Annotated in this window: 16 protein-coding genes and 1 pseudogene; 5 read left to right on the forward strand and 12 right to left on the reverse strand. The window is 44.7% G+C overall.

Annotated elements, in window-relative coordinates:
- Positions 1 to 249 precede the first annotated feature (249 nt).
- From DESRU_RS11060 to zupT, 5 genes are all read right to left on the reverse strand, one after another.
- Positions 250 to 690 (reverse strand): CBS domain-containing protein, encoded by a 441-nt coding sequence (locus tag DESRU_RS11060; protein ID WP_013842193.1) that lies wholly within the window; start codon positions 688 to 690, stop codon positions 250 to 252.
- Between the two features lie 18 nt (positions 691 to 708).
- Positions 709 to 879, reverse strand: coding sequence for a DUF1538 family protein (locus DESRU_RS21775; RefSeq protein ID WP_419763369.1), 171 nt, complete (start codon positions 877 to 879; stop codon positions 709 to 711).
- 540 nt (positions 880 to 1419) lie between these two features.
- Positions 1420 to 4044 (reverse strand): heavy metal translocating P-type ATPase, encoded by a 2625-nt coding sequence (locus DESRU_RS11065; RefSeq protein WP_238446277.1) that lies wholly within the window; start codon positions 4042 to 4044, stop codon positions 1420 to 1422.
- Positions 4045 to 4344: 300 nt separating this feature from the next.
- Positions 4345 to 6717, reverse strand: a complete 2373-nt coding sequence (locus tag DESRU_RS11070; protein ID WP_013842195.1) for a heavy metal translocating P-type ATPase — start codon at positions 6715 to 6717, stop codon at positions 4345 to 4347.
- 106 nt (positions 6718 to 6823) lie between these two features.
- Positions 6824 to 7642, reverse strand: a complete 819-nt coding sequence (zupT, locus tag DESRU_RS11075; RefSeq protein WP_013842196.1) for a zinc transporter ZupT — start codon at positions 7640 to 7642, stop codon at positions 6824 to 6826.
- 298 nt (positions 7643 to 7940) lie between these two features.
- Between zupT and DESRU_RS11080 the strand changes: the two are divergent.
- A pseudogene (locus DESRU_RS11080) lies at positions 7941 to 9184 on the forward strand (IS110 family RNA-guided transposase).
- A 311-nt stretch (positions 9185 to 9495) separates the two neighbouring features.
- Here the strand turns inward: DESRU_RS11080 and DESRU_RS11085 are convergent.
- Positions 9496 to 10650, reverse strand: a complete 1155-nt coding sequence (locus DESRU_RS11085; protein WP_013842197.1) for a stalk domain-containing protein — start codon at positions 10648 to 10650, stop codon at positions 9496 to 9498.
- A 297-nt stretch (positions 10651 to 10947) separates the two neighbouring features.
- Between DESRU_RS11085 and DESRU_RS11090 the strand changes: the two genes are divergently transcribed.
- Entirely contained in the window at positions 10948 to 11313 is a 366-nt protein-coding gene (locus DESRU_RS11090) for a DUF2512 family protein (RefSeq protein ID WP_013842198.1), read from the forward strand.
- Positions 11314 to 11439: 126 nt separating this feature from the next.
- Here DESRU_RS11090 and DESRU_RS21485 read toward each other — a convergent pair whose 3' ends face one another.
- Positions 11440 to 11568, reverse strand: coding sequence for a hypothetical protein (locus DESRU_RS21485; protein ID WP_013842199.1), 129 nt, complete (start codon positions 11566 to 11568; stop codon positions 11440 to 11442).
- Positions 11569 to 11871: 303 nt separating this feature from the next.
- Here DESRU_RS21485 and DESRU_RS11095 point away from each other — a divergent pair, with 303 nt between their 5' ends.
- On the forward strand, positions 11872 to 12882 hold the full coding sequence (locus DESRU_RS11095; RefSeq protein WP_238446278.1) for a biotin synthase BioB: 1011 nt from the start codon (positions 11872 to 11874) through the stop codon (positions 12880 to 12882).
- A gap of 168 nt (positions 12883 to 13050) precedes the next feature.
- The gene (locus DESRU_RS20875; RefSeq protein WP_013842201.1) at positions 13051 to 13191 is read left to right on the forward strand and encodes a hypothetical protein; all 141 of its coding nucleotides are present in this window, start codon (positions 13051 to 13053) and stop codon (positions 13189 to 13191) included.
- A 166-nt stretch (positions 13192 to 13357) separates the two neighbouring features.
- Here the strand turns inward: DESRU_RS20875 and DESRU_RS11100 are convergent, their stop codons facing one another.
- Positions 13358 to 13765, reverse strand: a complete 408-nt coding sequence (locus tag DESRU_RS11100; protein WP_013842202.1) for a metallopeptidase family protein — start codon at positions 13763 to 13765, stop codon at positions 13358 to 13360.
- A 264-nt stretch (positions 13766 to 14029) separates the two neighbouring features.
- Positions 14030 to 16642: a phosphoenolpyruvate synthase gene (ppsA, locus tag DESRU_RS11105; RefSeq protein WP_013842203.1), complete on the reverse strand. Its 2613-nt coding sequence runs from the start codon at positions 16640 to 16642 to the stop codon at positions 14030 to 14032.
- Positions 16643 to 17408: 766 nt separating this feature from the next.
- On the opposite strand from ppsA, the gene DESRU_RS11110 reads away from it, so the two are divergent.
- On the forward strand, positions 17409 to 18353 hold the full coding sequence (locus DESRU_RS11110; protein ID WP_013842204.1) for a DMT family transporter: 945 nt from the start codon (positions 17409 to 17411) through the stop codon (positions 18351 to 18353).
- Between the two features lie 81 nt (positions 18354 to 18434).
- On the opposite strand, the gene DESRU_RS11115 is transcribed toward DESRU_RS11110, so the two are convergent.
- The 3 genes from DESRU_RS11115 to DESRU_RS11125 are packed head-to-tail and all read right to left on the reverse strand — an operon-like array spanning position 18435 to position 20983.
- Positions 18435 to 19259, reverse strand: coding sequence for a cyclase family protein (locus DESRU_RS11115; RefSeq protein WP_143758776.1), 825 nt, complete (start codon positions 19257 to 19259; stop codon positions 18435 to 18437).
- Complete coding sequence (locus DESRU_RS11120) at positions 19192 to 20523, reverse strand: radical SAM/SPASM domain-containing protein (RefSeq protein WP_013842206.1); 1332 nt, start codon at positions 20521 to 20523, stop codon at positions 19192 to 19194. Before DESRU_RS11120 ends, DESRU_RS11115 begins: the two co-directional genes overlap by 68 nt.
- Positions 20510 to 20983 carry a type II toxin-antitoxin system RatA family toxin gene (locus DESRU_RS11125; RefSeq protein WP_013842207.1) on the reverse strand — a complete coding sequence of 158 codons (474 nt, stop codon included), beginning with the start codon at positions 20981 to 20983 and terminating at the stop codon, positions 20510 to 20512. Before DESRU_RS11125 ends, DESRU_RS11120 begins: the two co-directional genes overlap by 14 nt.
- Between the last annotated feature and the right edge of the window lie 5 nt (positions 20984 to 20988).

Genomic DNA, 20988 nt, shown 5'->3' on the forward strand with positions numbered 1-20988 from the left:
AATCCAAATATCCCTATTCGAATTGCGCCGAACTAGAAGGGCGAGGAGGCTCCATCGTGGATACGAAGTAAAGGTTCTTCGATAGGACGCTTACTTTTCTAAGGGATGGGACCGCACCTAAAACGGTGAAATCCCTGATAATGACCTGCCAAGAACAGCCGGAGGCTTTTTACAACCTCCGGCATCGTCGTCTTTTAAAACACTTAAAATTCTTTTTAGTCTACTGATTGGGAACATTATAATTGCTTATTAGTAAATGTGCTTTAGCACCTCAAAAATATTTAAGTCCCCAATCACCTTTCGATCATCATTAATTACCGGTAGTTGACTTAATTTATAATCAGCCATTAGTTTCAAGGCTTCCTCTAATGAAGTTTCTTTTTTTACATAGATACCTAGGGCATGCTTCATAATGTCCTTTGCCGACCCGAAAATCGAATATTTAAAAAGTGTTTCAGTGATTTTAATATTTTGCGGAGTATATCCTAAACGAAGCATAATGCTGTCTAAAACAATCTGCAGTGTTATGATCCCCGTTAATCGCTCATCATCATCAACAACATAAATTGAATGCATAAAAGGAGATCCTTTTTGTATTAGGGTATCAATGACTTCTTGATTGGTTGCGTTTTGGTTGATTAAGTTGGGAGTGGTATCTAAAATTCTATAAACACATCCTACTGTCATCATTTTTGCATCACCGCCCTTTTAAGGATTCTTAGGCAGACAATCCCTACCACTTTTTACACTCCAAGTGATAAAAGAATCCCGTTGGGGTAGTTCGGAACCGATTATTTCTCCTAAGGGTAACATCACAGCCGTTACTCCTAGGAGGAATAACCCGAGACCGATTTTCATCATTGCCAGACATCGGATCAATGAAACCTGATAAAAAAATACAGGCTGCTACCACAACAAGGACCATCCTCGGTAAGATTGCCTGTAAAACCTATTCAGCTAGTGTTTTTACTTATACCTCCTTTACTAACCAACGGATCATTTCCTGTTGGTTCTTTTTAAATCCGGGATTTTCCCGGTACCACGAAGTCCTCCCCCTTTCTTGGAACAATTTTCTATCTTTAAGGCTTTTACTATGATGCTAAAAAATATAGATTATATAATTATATTCTAATTTTACCACTAATCCGCCCATATAACAACTTTAAATTTGCATTAAGTTGTTTGTAAATAATATCCATACCCTTTAAAAATCCGGCCATAAGACCTGCGAAAGGGTTCTCGTGGTCTATTGTATACAGCAACCGCCAAAAGCGTCCCTGTACTTTTTCCTTGGTTTGCGTTGAGACAGCATTAAAATATAAAAGAGAACAAAAGAAGTTTTCCTCTGTTAAAACAACATGCCAAAAGCCCGCATCCGTTCGATGGATGCGGGCTTGGGCTATAGTACGCTTTTACTTTCTATAGGCTGGGGCAGGCTACAGTGGATTGCTTTGGCCGGACAGTCGTCTCAGTATAGGGATCTCCCACCTTCATCAACCTCATACCGTTGGCAATTACCAGCAGGGCGGTGCCGGTATCCGCAAAAACCGCCATCCACAAATTGGCCATTCCCAGGAAAGTGGCCACCAGGAAGACAGCCTTTACCAGCAGGGAGAAGCCGATGTTTTGTTTAATAATGCTCAGAGCCCGGCGGCTCAAGTGCATGGCATAGGGTAATTTGGTCAGGTCGTCCGCCATGAGTACAATGTCTGCGGTTTCCAGGGCGGTATCCGTACCGGCTCCGCCCATGGCAATGCCCACAGTGGCAGTGGCCAAAGCCGGCGCGTCATTGACTCCGTCTCCAACCATGGCTACCTTACCGCTCTCCTTCTGCAATTGTTGAATGGCTGTCAGCTTATGCTCAGGAAGCAATTCGGCTCGAAAATCGTCAATGCCCAGTTCCCCGGCAATCACCCGGGCGGTTCCGGCATTATCCCCGGTTAGCATCACCAATTTGGCAATGCCCGCCCGGTACATTCCCGCCACTGCGGCCCGGCTGCTCTCCCTGATTTTATCCGCCACCGCAATAAGACCCAAAGCCTCTTGGCCGCTGCCCAAAATCATTACGGTCTGACCCTGTTGCTGCAATGCCGTAATCTGTTCTTGCAGATAGTTTAGGGATACCTTTATCTCTTCAAATAACCGGCTGTTGCCGATGTAGTACTGTTCACCCTTTAACCGCAATGCGGCGCCCTTGCCGGTGAAGGATTGAAAATCCGTGCCTTCCGGCACCGGGATGTTCTCTTGCCGGGCATATCTTAAAATGGCTTCCGCCAGCGGGTGCTGGGAGCGGTTTTCAATAGCCGCGGCAATTTCCATTACCTGTTGAGAGTCAAAGCTGCCAACAGGAATGACGGCGTTCACTTCCGGCCTGCCGTCGGTCAGTGTACCGGTCTTGTCAAAGGCAATTACTTTTAAAGCTCCGGCCTCTTCCAGATAGGCCCCGCCTTTGATTAACACGCCTTTTTTGGCGGCGCTGCCAATGGCGGCTACAATGGACACCGGGGTGGAAATCACCAGGGCGCAGGGGCAGGAAACCACCAGCAGAATCAGCGCCCGCTCAAACCAAGGCTGAAACGGTTGTCCGAAAAGAAGCCAGGGCAGCAAGGCCACCAGGACGGCAGTGACAATCACCGCCGGTGTGTAGTATCCGGCAAACACATCCACAAACTGCTGGGACGGCGCCTTCTGGGCCTGGGCCTCTTCCACCAGATTAATGATTTTAGCCAGAGTGGTGTCTTTTACCAATTTGGTGACTTTAACTTCTATGGACCCCTGACCGTTGATGGTACCGGCATAAACCTCATGGCCAACAGTTTTCTCCACCGGCATGGACTCCCCGGTGATGGAGGATTGATTTACATCGGTTCGTCCTGCCAGCACTTCACCGTCCATAGGGATGCGCTCACCGGGTTTCACAATGATGATGTCCCCCACCACCAATTCCTCCACCGGCAGGTGTACCTCTTGACCGTTGCGCCGTGCCAAAGCCTCTTTGGGGGAGAGATCCATCAGCGCCCGGATGGAGTTGCGGGTTTTATCCATGGTATAAGCCTGCAGAGTATTGCCCAGGGCAAACAGGAATACCACCGTGGCTCCTTCCGCCCATTCCCCGATGGCTGCCGCGCCGATGGCCGCCACCATCATCAGGAAATTCATATCCAAGGACAATGACTTGAGGGAATACAAACCGCTCCTGGCTGTGTAAAACCCTCCGCTGATCATAGCGGCAAGATAAACCGCCGTTACCATGAAATCCGGCATGTTAAGATAAGAAAGGATAAAGCCTGCCCCAACCAATAAGCCCGACAGAACCGTTAGAATCATCTTGATCTCTGCGAAGAAACTTTTCGTCACCGGCTTCCTTTCTTCGTTAGCCAACCGGCCTTGAAAACCGGCATTCTCGATGGCCTTCAAAATGGTTTCTGTCGAGGCTGTGTGCTTCGCTGTCAATTTTCCTGCCCCAAAGTTAATTTTTGCTTCCGTCACACCGCTTAATACCTGGAGCTTTTTTTCCAGCTTGGCGGCGCAATCGGCGCAGTCCATCCCGCTTATCCGGAAAACCGTGGTTTTTTGTCCTCCCTCTAAGTGAGCCTGGTAGCCGGCGGCCTTCACGGCCTCCAAGATGGATGACAGAGCCGAGGTGTGGCTGACGGTCATTTTACCCGCTCCGAAGTTAATACTGGCTTCTGTCACACCGGGCAGGGCCTTGATTCTTTTCTCCAATTTAGCGGCGCAATCGGCACAGTCCAGGCCGCTTATGCGGAACCGGCTCTTTTGCCCCTGCTGTCTTTGCTCCAAAAGGGCCTCCGGTTTTTGGGGCATGCTATGGGACTCTCTGGTCAGGGCCGTACTATAATCTATCTTCCCTAATGTAACACCGGATAAAGGATTTCGCTTTTTATCAGGCAGTACTCCCTCGCCGGAATGGGCCATCTGCGCATCCTTTACCTCCGCATTTTCTTCTGCGGTATGGGAGCAATTGCCGCAGCCACATCCGCCGTGCGTTTTTTGATTATGGTTATGGATTCCTTGCACAGTCATCCCTCCTCTAACCATTATTGAGAAACTTTCTTAATCAAACATTCAAACAATCACTTTAATATTATAATATTACGGAAGTTACTTTTTGTCACCTGTTTTTTGTAATGGATCATTAAATTTTATTTTATCCCCATAAAACATTAAGGGACTCTTGCAAAACGAACACAACTCCGTTCTTTTGCAAGAATCCTTCTTTTCTAAAAAATAAAAAAATAAACACGGATTATACGGATTTTTTTAATCTTTAAAAATCCGTATAATCCGTTCAATTCGTGTTCTATTCCCATTCGCTATTTATTATTACACCGGATTGAAACGCATCACCCGCATGGCGTTCAGGATGGCCAGCAGGGCCACGCCTACGTCGGCAAAGACCGCTTCCCACATGGTAGCCACCCCGCCGGCTCCCAGAAGCAAAAAGATTCCTTTTACCACCAAAGCCAGGATAATGTTTTGCCAGACAATACCTCTGGTTCTTTTAGCTATTTGCATGGCGGAAACCAGTTTGGAAGGTTCGTCGGTCATCAGGACTACATCCGCTGCTTCAATGGCGGCGTCGGAACCAAGGCCGCCCATGGCCACACCAATATCCGCCCTGGCTAAAACAGGAGCGTCATTGATGCCGTCACCGGCAAACAACAATTTTTCCTTTGGTCCCTTTTCCCGATTTAGCCGCTCCACCTGCTCCACTTTCTGGTGCGGCAGCAGTTCGGCATGAATCTCGTCCAGCCCCAGGGACCGGCCCACCGCCTGACCGACCTCCCGGTTATCGCCGGTAAGCATCACCAGTTTTCGCACGCCCATCTCCTTCAGCCTTTTCATTACCGTGGCGGAATCTTCTTTCACTTCGTCCGATATCACGATATAACCGGCGTATTTCTTATTTACCGCCAGATGAACTACCGTTCCGATGATTTTGTCCTGGGAATAGGCAACGCCTTCCCGCTGCATTAGCTTGCTATTGCCCGCCAGAATTTCCTCGCCCTCAACCTTTACCTTAATACCGTGCCCGGAAATCTCTTCATAGTCCTCAATCTTCTCGGTATCCACCGACCGGTTATAGGCCTCGACAATGGACCGGGCTATGGGATGGCTGGAATGCGCCTCGGCAAAAGAAGCATATTCCAGCAGCTTCTCTTTACTAAAGACCTCTTCCGGCACCACTCCGGTTACTTTGAATACTCCTTGGGTCAGCGTGCCGGTCTTATCGAAAACCGCAATTTTCACATCATTCAGGGCTTCAAGATAATTGCCGCCTTTAATCAGCACGCCGTTTCTGGAGGCCCCGCCAATGCCGCCGAAAAAGCCCAGAGGGATGGAGATGACCAGGGCGCAGGGACAGGCGATAACCAACACCACCAGCGCCCGGTATATCCAGTGCTGGAAAGTAGCTCCAGGAATTAAGAGGGGCGGCAGCAGTGCGATGGCCAAGGCTCCGAAGACCACCACCGGAGTATAATAGCGCGCAAATTTGGTGATAAAGTTCTCTGTGGGCGCCTTCTTGCCGGCGGCGTTCTCCACCAAATCCAGGATTTTAGAGACAGTGGACTCGGCAAAAGGTTTGCTGACCTCCACCGAAAAGAGGCCGCTTTTATTAATAAAACCCGACAACACCTCAGCCCCCGGTACCACTTCCCGGGGCATTGATTCCCCGGTCATGGCGGAGGTGTCCACCAAAGACTTTCCTTCAATAACTTTGCCGTCCAGAGGTACCTTCTCACCGGGCTTTACCACGATGATATCTCCAATGTTAACGCTTTCCGGAGGAACCGGTTTGACTTCATCCCCAACCTTCAGGTTGGCGCTGTCCGGCCGGATATCCATCAGAGCGGCAATGGACTTGCGGGAGCGGTTCACCGCATAGTCCTGAAACAGTTCCCCCACCTGGTAAAACAGCATCACCGCTACCGCCTCCGGAAACTGCCGGATAGCAAAGGCGCCCAGGGTGGCCACGCTCATCAAAAAATTTTCGTCAAACACCTCTCCCCGGGCAATATTACGGGCGCTCTTTAATAAGACCTCACCGCCCACCAGCAGGTAGCTTAGCCCATAAAGGACGATTTCCACCGGAGTGGTAAAGTTAAAGATTAAAGCTGCCGCAAACAGCGCCGCCCCGGCAGCCAGGCGAAGGGTCCCTTTCCTTTCAGCCTTGGTTTCTTCCCGGGGATTCATCTTTTTTTCCGCCAGGGACAATTGCTCAACCTTAACCCCTGGTTCAATGCGGTCTATTTTTTGTTTAATCTGTTGATAAATCTCGGTCTCAGGGCTGTTATGGGCTAGTTCTACCATCAATTTTTTAGCCGGGAAATTTACTACGGCACTTTGGACGCCGGATATTTTCTTTATTTGTTGCTCAATCTTGGCGGCACAATTGACACAATCCAGCCCCATCAACAGAAAAGACTTTTGCCGGCTAAAGTCCACCCTTTTTTCGGTTACCACCACATCCGGTTCCATTTGACGAATGATTGCCCTCACTTCAGTAATCACCCGTTCCAAATCCTCTACCCCGGCGGTCTCCAGGGTAAGTTTTTTGGCTGTAAAATCTACATGCACATCCGTAACTCCATCCAAGGCTTTTATTCTTTCCTCTATCCTGGCTGCGCAGGAGGCACAGTTTAAACCTTCCAAAACCAGTTCTTTAGCACCGGTGATCATTCCCTTTAACCCCATTTCAAAATAGCTGTTACATTATTATGAGGCAATGCTTTTTTAAAAATCCTTATGGGAAGCATAAAATGGCGGCCGCTTAATTTTCAAAGTCCTTCCAGGCTGTTTATTATAATAAAATTAAACTGACCGCCATGATCATCATTCCACCGATCACTCCATAAATGGATAAATGGTGCTCACCGAACTTCCTGGCAGCGGGAAGAAGTTCGTCCAGTGAAATATATACCATAATGCCTGCAATGACCGCAAAAACAATCCCAAAGGTGATGTAGTTTAAGTAAGGCAGGAGCAGCAGATATCCGGCCACCGCCCCCACCGGTTCCGCCATACCGGATAAAAAGGAATGCAAAAAAGCCTTTTTACGGCTGCCTGTGGCGTAAAACACCAGCAAAGCCACCGCCATCCCTTCGGGAATATTGTGAATGGCTACCGCCAAGGCAATGGCCACCCCAATAGAAGGATCCTGCAGCGCTGAAACAAAGGTTGCCATTCCTTCGGGGAAATTATGGTTGGCAATGGCCAGGGCGGTAAACAAGCCGACCCTTTTTAAACCCTCCTGGCCCTTCTCCTCCGCCGGTCCGGCCAAATCTCCAACCAGTTGAAGCTCGTGAGGATTAACCGGTTCCGGTACAAATTTATCAATGGAGGCAATCAGCAGCATGCCTCCCAGAAAGCCGCCCAACACCATCCAATCGGCAAGAACTCCTTCTCCCCCTAAAACCAGTTGATGCCGGGCCTGGGGTAAAAGATCCATCATAGACACATAGATCATAACCCCTGCGGAAAAGCCCAGGCCTAGGGACAGCATTTTGGTATTGGTCCGGTCTGTAAAAAAGGCAATAAGGCTGCCAAAACCTGTGCTTAAGCCCGCCAGGGTACAGAGGGCAAAAGCAATCATCAACTGATGATCCATATTTATGACCATACCTTTCCGCTGCGCTGCAAGGCACAAAAGAGAAATGAAACCGATGCCTCTAACGCAGCTGGTCGTAATTTGTTAGAATGTGCTTGAGGAAACAGGCACACTACAGAGCACGTGGAGGTGAGTGTGCACAGCCGAAGGCTAGACCGTATATTTATGTGTGCCGGGAGCTCTTTCAAGCACAAATGAGTAGGGCTTTGAACCCTGTAAACTTATCTTTGGAGAGACGGACTACTTCAATCTTTCAGTGAGCGCCCAGTCCCTGCTTGTTCCCTTAAATACTGTTTCGAGGGGATGTGTTATGCTCAAAATCGTTTACCCTATCTGCTGTGGGATGTGGATGTCCACAAGTCCTTTCTTGTAGCTTGTATCGCCTCCACCAATGGCCAAGGCGTTACCGCCTATAAGAGCAAACGGTTCTCTACCTTTACAGGGGACCTGCGACGTTGTGCCGTATGGCTTTCCGAAAACGGCTGCTGTGATGTTTGTATGGAATCCACCGGAAAGTATTGGATACCCATTTACAACATACTGGAGCCAACATGCAAAATCGTCCTTGCCCATCCCAAATACGTTAAGGCCATTCGGGGGAAGAAGACCGACAAGAAAGATGCCAAGTGGATTGCCGACATCTTCAAGCACGACTTGGTTTCCGGCAGCTTCATTCCACCTGCCGACATACGCCAGCTCCGGGACTTAGTGCGATACCGCTGGAAGCTCACCAGTTTCACCAGCGGAGAGAAAAACCGGGCGCAGAATTGTCTGACCGTCTCGAACATCAAGCTGGATGATGTATTCTCCGATGTGTTCGGTAAAGCCGCCTCTGCGATTACCTCTCGGCTTTTGGAAAAGCCATCCGAGAAAATGACAGACGTATCCGCTTTTCGTACCAAGGGAATGAAGGCTACCGATGAGCAAGTCCTCGCTGCTGTGGACGGAGAGATGTGCGCTGAGCAAGCTGAAAAGCTACGCATCATCCGTTCCCACATGGACAATCTCGAACGGTGCAAGTTGAATCTGGAATCCCTCATCCTTTCCATTGCTGAAAAGTATCTCCCTCAACTCAACCTTGTCCTGACGGTCCCGGGTATCCAATCCTTTGCCGCCATCGGCATTATCTCGGAAATCGGAGTGGATATGTCCGTGTTCCCCAGCTCCAAGCATTTATGCTCTTGGGCCGGGCTTACGCCGCAGAACAACGAGAGCCCCGCTAAGAAGAAAACCACCAGAATCAACCGGGCTGGGGCTTACATCAAGCCGCTACTCGTACAATGTGCACTCTGTGCGATTCGCGCCAAGCAGAACCCGGAAATCCGGAACCGTTACATTTCTCTAAAAAAGCGCCGCGGTCACAAAAAAGCGATTATCGCTATTGCCAGAATGCTGCTGACTGCCATCTACAACATTTTAAAAAAGAGCGAGCCGTACAACCAGGAACTTTACCACAAAGAGGATAGACCCCCGGTTCACCGCGAAGTTTCTGTTGATCAGGCCATTTTTATCTTGCAGCGACAAGGTTACCTTGTTTCAGTTCCTACACAATAGCCGTTCCCTCTAATTTTTCGCCGCCTTTGGACGCTTGGTTTGTTGCGCCCTTTTTCCGGTGGCTGCTTATACTACAATGTTTCAAACTTTTCTCCTTTCAAATTGTCGGGATTCAATCTGTACCGGCAGCATTCATCACTGGCTCCCCCAAAAAGAAGTATCTATTGCTGTAATCATAACGAATATTTATTACAAATTGATGGCGTAAAACTTAAAACCAGCTTGCTTCGTACCAAAACAGAGGACGATTCTTTGGTCTAACGCAAGTTAAGATCAAAGAATCGTCCTCTGTTTACGGCAATATTACATGATCATTCCCAAGAATGGTCTTTTCTCATTTCACTATCGGTAAGGTTAAAATATTTATAGCTTACTTTACCCGGCCGATCCGGCGCCGGGTCATCCCAGGTTGTATCTAAATGATACCACTGCCCGTTTATTTTAACGAGATTCCAGCCATGGGGCTCAGAACGGTTTTCAACCTTTCCTGTGCCGGTAATGAATTTCGCTTCCACTCCGGCCATGTTTAAAAGTTTATGCATGGCGGACGCATAGCCCTGGCAAACCCCAACGCCCTTTATTAAAACCCCATAGGCAGAATAGGATTCTTTGGGAATGGTATTATTCTTATAATTGATATAATCAAAGGCTGTATTGAGAACAACATAATCATGCAGCGCCTTTTCTTTTTCCAGATCAGACATACTCGGTTTTATTACTTCATTAATAATTTCTCTGGACTTAGCCTCTACCGCCTTTATCATCTCTTTTACTTTTTCCGTGGGAAAAGAGTAATCATACTTTATTTCCGCGCGAGTAACCGGCCCCGTTTTTATTTTAACTTCCACAAAATTTATATAACTTAAATCAGGATGATCTTCCAGCACCTGTTTGGAAATGTCTTCTACTTTCTTAACATCGTATTGATATTTATTATCCAAATCAAATACAGCCGAATCCTTAACCTCTTCCAGTCCGGCTAATATCGCCTCGTACAAAGGATCGCTGTTAACCACCCTTTTCACCGGAACGATATTCACCTTTCCATCAAAGGACTGTGACGGTGATGTAATCGTAATGATTCCACTAGAATCCCAGTTCACCTTTGCATCCAGTGCTTCAGACACAAAACGCAGCGGTACCATGGTACTGCCTTGTATCACCTTACCCGGAACCAGCAGGTTCAACGGCTGGCCATTGCGGTAGGCTGTTTGGGAGCCGACTTGCAGTTTGAGGATAATATCGCCTTTCACCGCAGTTACCGTCCGGGTTTCGTTATCCCAATCCACTGTAGCGCCCAGGGATTGAAAGATTGCCCTTAAGGGCACCAAGGTTGTCCCCTTTTCAATTACGGTAACAGCGTTCAGTTCTTGCCCATTAACCAAAATTTGCGCAGCCGCAGCCGGTCTAGGGAGGACTAAGGTAAAAGCAAAGATGGCCAGCATGAATAAACCTTTTAATTTCATCTATCTCTCCTTCATTCATTAAAATATTTGCATGTCATTGCAATAAAATCGGATTCCGAGTAATGCATTCAAAGTAGTTTGTAATTTTTAACAATTATATCATGCTTGTTTTCGTGGAGCTATAGTAAAGATATTTATGGATTTCCGGCAGATCCTTTTTGCCTTTTTATTTTGAGGAGAAGTGACCTTTACAGCAAACATCATTTATTTTACATACTTTTATTAAAAACAAGCCAGATTATCAGAGAAGGGAGTTGTTCAAAGAATAAACTATTTTTTTATAGGGAGGTGATTATAATGGGTAAGACTACAACAGCGCTTATTATAAAACTGGTCATGACCTTTGTTGCTTCCTGGATTGCAGTTTCTTTAATAGCCGGCAATAATTGGACATGGGCTCTTATCGTGGCGGTTCTCGGAACAGTGGTTAATTATCTGCTAGGTGACCTCTATGTACTTCCAAACTACGGCAATATCGTGGCCTCAATAGCCGATGGAGTTCTGGCAATGGTCCTCCTCTTCCTGGTAGATATGGCCACTACAGGTCTCAGGGTAAACGGAACAGCCTATTTAGTTTTAGGTGTACTAATAGCAGCAGGTGAATACTTTTTCCATAATTATCTTATCGGGTCTGGTATTGTAGATAAAAAGTCAAGAACATAATTAAAAATGAATGTCATAGTAAAATCCACACCTGGTGGATTTTACTTTTCTCCAGACACATGGACAGTTCTCTTGTATCATTAGGCTCTGGCTACTACGTTACGTTAAATTGTTAACCAATACAATCTATCTAATGGATAGTCTCTTAATCACATTATCTTCTTCTATCTGTTGTATTTCTTTAGTTGCGCCCCATTCGTTGCTCTTTGCGGTCATTTTTGCTTCTTCATCGGGTACCTCTTTTTTCCCTAACATTTATTGCTTCACCTTTGCAACTCAGAAGCAAATTATATCTTAATTTAACTGTATAAGACAAAAGGATCAGCCCATACCAAAAAACTAAAACGAACTTCCTACCTCAATCTATCTCATTTCCCGAAAAATCCATACCCCTTCCTTTATTGTATAAGCAGAAAAATAGGCTTGACAAGAAAATTAAGCCAAGCCATACTAATATTATTAATAACAGACTATATCTAATATAGGATATTATCCTATATTGCTTTAAAAAATTAATCTTGATAAGTAAACGGATTTATGCTAATTAGGAAGCGTGAAATGGTGCCTAAAAATAATAGAGCATTTCTAAGGAGGAATGGTATGCTAACCGCAAACTTATTATCGTCGGTAAAACAAGGGAAATTGTTAAACCAAGAAGAAGCAGTGACCCTACTAAATATTGACTGCCGGAGTCAGGACTTTTATGAATTAATATCCACTGCAAATTACCTTTCCCGTACTCAATTTCATAATAAAGGTTTGGTTTTTGCTCAGATAGGCATCAATGCGGAACCTTGTTCTGTGAATTGTAAATTTTGTTCCATGGGACAAGGCCATTACGCCTTACCCGTTACATGGAGAAAAGAACCCCACGAAATCTTATCGGAACTAGAATTGCTGATTTCCAGTGGTATTAATGACTTTTTTCTAATGACCACCGCCGACTATCCAGTTAGCGAATTTTTGGAAATTTCTAAAATCATAAGCAGGCATCTGCCTGATACCATTCGATTTGTTGCTAATATAGGCGATTTTAATTTAGAAACCGCCAAGCAGCTTAAGAATGTTGGGTTTACAGGAGCTTACCATATTCACCGTTTGAGGGAGGGTATTGATACCACCGTCAATCCGGAAATTAGGGTAAATACCCTTAACGCCATTCGTGACGCTGGTTTAGATTTATACTACTGTGTGGAGCCAATCGGTCCTGAGCATTCCTATGATGAATTAGCAACGGAAATGCTGAGGGCGAGGGATTATCATGTTAAAGTTATGGCAGTCATGAGACGGATCCCCGTAAAGGGAACGCCCTTATATGACAAAGGACAAATTTCGGCAATCGAGTTAACCAAAATTGCTGCCGTAGCCAGACTTGTTACCCTTCCCCAAAGAGCCATGAATGCCCATGAAGTTACTCCTATGACCCTGTTAGCAGGTGTTAATCAGCTCTATGCGGAATACGGGGCCAATCCCAGAGATACGGAATCTCAAACCGAGAAAAACAGAGGCTTCTCGGCTGAAAAAGCTTGGCACATGTTATGGGAAGCCGGTTATAGCACGACTAAATAAAAATGTCTGTGTATCCCCAAAATGTTCAAGACATAGGACGGTTCTTTTGTCCTTGGCGCAGTATAGCAAAACAAAAGAACCGTTCCCCCGTCTTTAAACTAGATAGAATAATTTAAACCACGAATCTGCATGATAATAAGTAAATTCGCTAAAATGAGGAGGATTGAAATGAAAAAACATAAGCCTCTTATTGCTCCCGGAAATGATGAAGCCTGGTCCCAGGATGCCAGTCAGGAAGATAAACAAAAAGGAAATGTAACCAGAGTTACCACACTTTCTTATGATGAAGTTGACCCAAGCAAAACATGAGGGGAGACAAAGACAAAGGACGACTCCCACTGTCTGTATAACAAAGTTGACTCAACTAAAATTATTACTTTAAAAATTTGTGGATAACCTCTACGTATTCGTCCCTATTTTTTATAGTATTTGTATAAAAGAAAACCCTTCTTAATTTTACACCGGCAACCGACTATTATTTGTCCTCCTTCATAAAAGCCTCAAGCTCCGCCATCTCCTCCAGAACAAGATCTTCCACTCCGGCCAGGGACTCCAGGTGGTGTCTGAGTTCATGCCGGATTGTATCCCGCAGTTCATTCAGCCATTCGGCGCGGCTTTCCCCCTGGAGCAGCTTGGCAAAGGAGCCGTAATAGAGGATGATGGAGCATCCCATAACACCGTCTTCCACGTACTCACCCATAACATAAAAATCCCCGTCTTTTTTTACCTCGGGCAGCAGCAGAAAACCTCCATTGAGTTGGCTGCAAAATTTTTCGGGGATCTCGTCAATCAAAGCCGTGGCCTGGGATTCGAACTCGGATAAAGTTAGGGCTGCCACTTCCTTGGCCGGCTGCTGGGCTTCATGATTCGTTTTCCTTCCCACTCGAGCACCTCCACCGCAGGCCTTTATCCTGCATCTTTACTGGTTGGTCAAGCACACCTTTGTTCAGAGCACCGCTTATTCTATTTCCACAAGAACGAACCCTGCATCAGATTACCTGCACAACCCATGTAATACTATATTAATTCCTCTCTAGATGACATGGTATATTCGCTCTTTGGGTGTGCCTGTGTTGGCATTTTATCATCTCAGGAGAATTATATTTTATTTTTCTAAATGACACAACAGAACCGTCCCCCTGTATTATTATATAATTTCTACATAGCCTTCAGTTCCATTTACCCGGATTCTCTGTCCATCTTTTATCAGTTTTGTAGCATTTTCTACTCCGACAACTGCCGGTAAGCCATATTCACGTGCGATAACTGCTCCATGGGTCATCCGTCCGCCAACTTCGGTGACTAGGCCTTTTATGGATACAAACAATGGTGTCCAGCTAGGGTCAGTAAAGGAGGTGACTAATATATCTCCATCTTCCAGATCAGCATCTTCCATGTTTAAGATGACATGTGCTCGTCCCTCTATCACTCCGGAAGAAACAGGCAGACCTACAATCGCTTCGGCTGGGAGATTTTCTCGTTTGTACTCACCTGTAACAATTTCGCCATCAGACCTGATAACACGTGGGGGAGTTAGTTTTTCGTATAATTTGTACTCGTCTTTTCGTTTGTTGATGAACGGGTAATCCAGTTTATTTGTGCGTACGACTTCGCGAAGTTCTTCAAAAGTGAGGTAATAAATATCTTCTTTTTCATGAATAACGTTGGCTTGTACCAGTTGTTCGGCTTCTTTCAGTAAAGCCTGTTTATAAACGAAGTAGCGATTAATCATGCCGTATTTTGGATATTCACGATAACCGATGAAATTCCGGATTAGGTCGATCATTCTTTTTGTTTCTTGGGCTTTTTGTTCACCATCCGGTAATTGCTTCAATCGATCTAATAACTCTTGCTCTTTTTTCAGAGCTTCCCGTCGCCCTTGCTCAAACTTCCGATGGCTGGCATTAGGCTCAAAGCTTTTAATGTTACTGAGAATCATGGGGACAAGTGTAGTTGGTTTTTCGCTCCAACGAGGTTTAGTAATATCGATTTCCCCGGCACATCGCATTCCGTATTTGTTAAGATAAGCATAGATAGCGTCTTGAATTTCCTGTCCACCCTCAAACTTAACCAGTTCCTCCAAAAAGCTATCATCTTTTACCTGTTGTAAATAATCAATGACTTCCGGATAAGGACGAATCACATCTGCCACATCCAATAACGCCAGACCCATTTCCGAAGTAATATTGTTGGGTACAGATTGAGAAAGGGTGCCTGCTACGTTTTTTTCACCTAACCACTGGTTCATTTTTTCATTAATCCATGATGAAGCATCCATAGCAGCCATAAATACAGCCGAACTTTGAGGGTCAAATAAAATCTTTTTTAACTCCTGGATATCTTCCAGGATAAAATCAAATAAATCCGATCCTGATTTCGTTTGGATGTTCTGTTTTAACTCTTCTATGGATGTTTGAGTACGCTTAATCAAATCAGAAACGATTGCCGGATCGTTTTCCATTTGTGTTAGAAAATCCCCAGGCTTACCATTATTGCTTTTACCGGCACTCGGTACTTTTTTATCATTTGACAGCGATTTTATAAAATCTCCTCGCTCTATGATGGTCATGAGTGCGTCTTTCATGAGCGGATCGTGTTGTCCCATGGTATCTAATAAAATTTCTCTGCTATCGGGTGAAGCCAGCATATGGGTAACATCCACAAACAACCTTCCACCAGCTTTAAACCGGGGGCCAAAAGATGTTAACTGAAATATCGACATCCCCAATGGTTTCATGGGGTTGGTCATCATTTGCTGATGACCGACAGATACATAGACGTGATTTTCTTGATCATTTGCTTCAGGGATGGGGTATAAAGTTGTGATGGGCCGGCTCTGGACAATATAAAATGTATCATTAACCAAACACCATTCAATGTCCTGGGGGCAACCGAAATGTTCTTCGATCTTTCTGCCCATGCGCTCAAGCTGCAAAATCTGTTCATCCGTCAGCGCTTGCCTATTCTGCTGCTCAGGTTCAATTTTTTGTTCTTTCGTACCACCATCTTTTAAAGCATAAATAGCCAGCTTTTTGGCGGATATCTTCTTATCGATCACCTTGCCGTTACGCACTTTATAGCTATCAGCATTCACCAGGCCGGAAACCAAGGCCTCACCAAGTCCGAAGCTGGCATCAATAGATAACACTTTCCTACTGGAAGTAACGGGATCAGCAGTAAACAAAATTCCTGCCGTCTGGGGAAAAATCATCTTTTGAATAACTACAGACAGATGGACTTTACGGTGGTCGAAGCCGTTTTGAAGGCGGTAGGTTACCGCCCTCTCGGTAAACAGCGACGCCCAGCACTTGCCGATGTGCTTTAGGATTGACTTCTTTCCAATAATGTTCAAATACGTATCCTGCTGGCCTGCAAAGGAGGCCGTCGGTAAATCCTCTGCGGTTGCGCTGGATCGTACGGCATAGGCATTTTTCTCTCCAAGCCTGGAGAGAAGGCGGGTGATTTCTTCATTAATGTCTTGAGGAATGGCTATGCCTTCGATGATTCTGCGAATCTCAGCGCTAAGTTCACCGATTTTATCCCGGTCTTCTACCTTGAGAAGAGATAACTGATCCAGTAATTCGTTAATCTCGGGCGTTTCCCCAATGATTCTTTTAAAGGCTTCAGTGGAAATACAAAAGCCATCCGGTACGCGTATTCCTTCAATCTTGGCAAGTTCCCCCAGGTTCGCGCCTTTACCCCCAACAACCATGATTTTTGTTTTGTCAATATCCTGAAAACCAAGAACAAGTGAACTCATACGTTTCCCTCCTTTGGCCATTCCTTCTTCCATAATACCTTCCAACAAATCGCATTAACGCACTATTGCATTATAGCAGCAGCAAATGGGAACAAATAGTCTGCATTTAGAATTTTTTATATGTTATAATTAAGGTGGAAAGGACTAATCTTCAAAGAAGTAAACCTTAAGACACTTTTCGATGCCAAGGTAATATAAGTAAATGAATACAAATATTTAGCAAGCTGAAATAGTTCAAACAATATAAGGGAGGGCAGAAAGCCCTTCCTTTTTGTTATATTATCCTTCCCAAAAATATGAATTGAAAAGACCATTTATTTTAGCGTGGATTTACAGTTTTGACACGGTATGGCCGTGTCGTTCCTGGACAAATATTACAGGGATTTGATTCCAGAAGTCTAATACTTGCAGTGATTGCAGGAGTTTAGGGTCCCACATCAACTCATGTCTGATTAAAAACAAAAAAAGCCAAGTCCTAAGACTTGACAGTCTGTAACCGTCCAAACAGGACGGTTCTTCTCTTCCCTGGCATATTACCCCTTGGGTGATCTCATGGACTGCGAAGAATGCCGATATGTATATCGGGTACAATGGGGCCGCAAATACCGTAGGGCCCGCCTGTTGCTTATACCGGTATAAGCGATAGGTATTATACAGTAATGGAATTTGCTTTTACAATTAATTTAGATCTTGTGAATTAAGGATCATTTGACAGTGCTTTATCATATTGATAGCCTGTTCCAAATTAGTTGGGAGAAATGAAATAATGCTAAATGGCTATGTCTTAATTATCTTAGCGGCTATAGGTTTTGCGGCCTTGCCCATATTCATAAAATGGGGGTATAACCTTGGTTTAACCAAAGACGTGATGTTATTTTCGCGTTTTTTTATCGCCAGTGTCTTAATGATTCTTATAATGCTGGTCAGAAAAAAAAGTCAATTCAATATATCTAAATTAAATTTTATTCAATTAGTCATCCAAGGCTTCGTGTTCTTTGGATGTACGTATGCCTATTTTCTATCAATTAAGTATACGTCCGCCACAATTACAAATATACTGCTTTATACGTATCCATTAATGGTTGTACTTATGTCGGCATTGATTTTTAAAGAGAAAATATCTTTAGTTAAAGGAGCAACGATACTTATTGCCTTTTTCGGTTGCCTGCTTGTCGCCAATATTGTGAACCTATCTGGACAGAAAATCAGCATGATAGGTATTTTTTATGGTATATTGTCAGCCATATTTTATGCCATCTATAATATTAATGGACAGTATCTTTCCGACAAGTCGGATCCTTTTACTATTTCAGCTTATACAACAATTGTTTGTTTATTGGTTACTATTGCCGTTTATCCCTCAATAAATTTTCCCTCGGGACATTCCCAGTTGCCCATGTGGATCGTAGGCCTTGGAACAGCCATACTATCTACAATTATGCCTCTTTGTTGTTATCAAAAAGGGATAGCCCTTTTAGGGGCCAGCAAAACTTCTATTTTAAGTACCATAGAACCTGTAATAGCAACAGTATTGGCTTTTTTAATTTTAGGTGAACGACTATCAACCATACAACTATCCGGTGCATTTCTTATTATCTTTGGAGTGTTGCTGCTTAAATTAGATAAGCATAAACAACCCGATACTTTAAACAGTGAAGTATCCATTTCGCTCCAAGTTTCAACCCCCCCTCACACCGAAGATACTCGTTGAGGGGGTTTTCGGCCGTTATGTAGCAATATCTGTCCCACTCCACCGTCCACCCAGGGCTTCCCGCCAGGACTCCTCATAAATTTATTCAATGATGGCCACCACCCGGCACCATCCGGCACTTCCCTTTTCAATCAACATGGGGAAACAACAAATTTTAAAACCAGTGGGCATATTGATTTTATCTAAGTGGGCCAATTGCTCGATATGACAATACTCCCTATCCCGGCCTGCAAAATGGCATGGCCACAAGGCATCATGGTTCCTACCTTTCTCTTTATATTCTTCCATCATTATAAAGGAAGGTCGATCTAAACTATAACTGTCGATGCCAATGATTTTTACTCCCTTGTCCAACAAATAATATAAAGCATCCTTAGACAAGCCGGGATATGCCGTCAAATAGGCAGGCTTATTCCAATATTGATCGCAACCGGTTTTGATCAGTACAATATCCAAGGGTTTTATTTCATAACGGATTTTTTGTAATTGTTCAATAATCTCTTGCCTGAGGATCCATTCTCCCGCTTTTTTATGGGTAAAATCCAATAGCAACCCGTTCCTAAAGCACCATTCTAAAGGAACTTCTTCAATGGTTTTTGCCTTTTCCTGGCCGCACATGGAACCAAAATGATAGGGAGCATCCATGTGTGTGCCCCTGTGGGTCATGGTATGGATGGTTTCCCAGGCAAGCCCTTCTTGATGGGGAAAGTCTTTGGGGCCCATTTTTTTATATCCCAGCAAAAACAAGAAAATGTTTCGTAGTTTTTTAACAATACTCTTTTCAGCAACCAGGGCTTCCAGAGCAAGCAACTTAGCTCCTTTGATATGGTTTACCCGTTTAATCCTTACCTTCGTGGGAGCAACGCTTTGGGTGTGTAAAGGGCTGGTTAAATCGACTATTCTCATAGGTTTCTACTCCATCAATCCGCCTTTTTTTAAAGCCAATTTTTCTATAAAAATCAGGCAATTCATACTCCACAACAGTAGGCGGCATTTTTTTCACGATTTCTTCCGATGATTGTTGGCTCAGGGGTAAATAACCCTCAAACAATTCTTGCACCGATTTGCTTACCACATTGGAATAGCAACTGCTGCGGGGGCTATGAAAATAGCCTGTCATTTTACGCCAAATATCCCGGAAGGCACTGTCATTTATATTGCCAAACCGTAAGGGTGAAACATCGCAAGGGCATACATTGCCTAAATGATCAATAAAACAAAAATGATATCCCGCCCCGCAACCAAATTGTTCCTTTCCTTCAATTAAAGAAAAGGAAGAAACGCTGGGGTAGTTGGTTTTGGTATTGTAGTAAAGGTTCAATTCGTTTAATAACTGCCGTTCGTTATACCCAAATTCCAGTTCCGACTTTCCCAGCAAATTGCCGCTCAATGAGGGAACAGCGATCCTCACTTCGTGAACACCCAGCTCTTGTACAAAGGTTAAATATTTGTGGATTTCATTTTTTACATTGACCACATCTTTCGTTGGCGCCATGGTCAAACATACGTAAAAACCCTTTTCCTTAAATATTTTGATGGCGTCAATGGCCAGTTCAAAGGCTCCTTTATAGCCCCGCAGTTCATCATGCACCTCTTTTTTATAATGGTCCAGGCTGATAATGGGCATGGTAAGACCCGCTTCCTTCAATTGCCCTGCCAATTGAGTGGTTAAAAGAAATCCGGTGGTAAACAAAAGGGAGGCTGCCCGTTCATCAATGGAAGCGATCAGTTCCGGTAAATCCCTTCTGGTCAGTGGCTCTCCTCCGGTTATCCCGATGATGCAGCCACCCATATCCAGCAAATCGCCAATCAGCCTTTTAAGCTGTTCCAAAGAGCGATCTTCCCCGACTTCTCTTTTTTGATAGCTGCAGTGCCAGCAGCGATAAGGACACACTTTAGTAATAGCAATATCCGTATATACAGGAATCCCTTGTCCACTCCTCAAGTACCGGATGCTCTTCAGGAATTGTGTAAAGGCCGGGCTAGGATAAGGCGGAGTAAAGGAATTCATATAGTATTTTCCTGCAAATTTGGTTATTTTACTATTTTTAAAGAGTTCACTTAATCCCAAAACCACCTTGACGGGCAACCTGCGAATTTCTTTGTTCGCTAGAATCCTAAGGGTCACCGGCACCCTTCGTATGCCTCTCATCTGTTTACTTTTCAGCAATGCGGCCCACTCCTTTTTCCTCAGCGCGTTTTTTCAATTCCTGCAGCGTGACGGGGGTTGTTTTATCAAAAAAAAGTCTTTTCACCAGTAAACGCTCTAGTAAACCCTTGATAAAGGAAAAAGCCAAGGGTACTTTCAGTTCAAAGTCGTGCACGCTAATCAGTTTCACTCCGGTACCAGAGGGCTCCAGGATCCATTCCCCTTTGAGATAGGTAAAATGGGGATTGGTTAATTGGAACCTTATATGCCGCTTGCTGATTTCTTCCCGCACGCAGATGGACTTTTCCAGTGTTCCGTTTCTCTGATGAAACACCTCATAGAAGTCTTGGCCCGCTTCCCTTTTTAAGAGAGTTACTTTTTTATTCACCGAAAGAAACTCCGGCCACCTTTGATAATCGGAAACCACCTGAAACACATCCTCCAAAGAAGCCTGGATGATAATCTCCTCTATCACTCTCATGGTTA

Origin of the sequence: Desulforamulus ruminis DSM 2154, assembly GCF_000215085.1 — a bacterium.
GTDB lineage: Bacteria > Bacillota > Desulfotomaculia > Desulfotomaculales > Desulfotomaculaceae > Desulfotomaculum > Desulfotomaculum ruminis.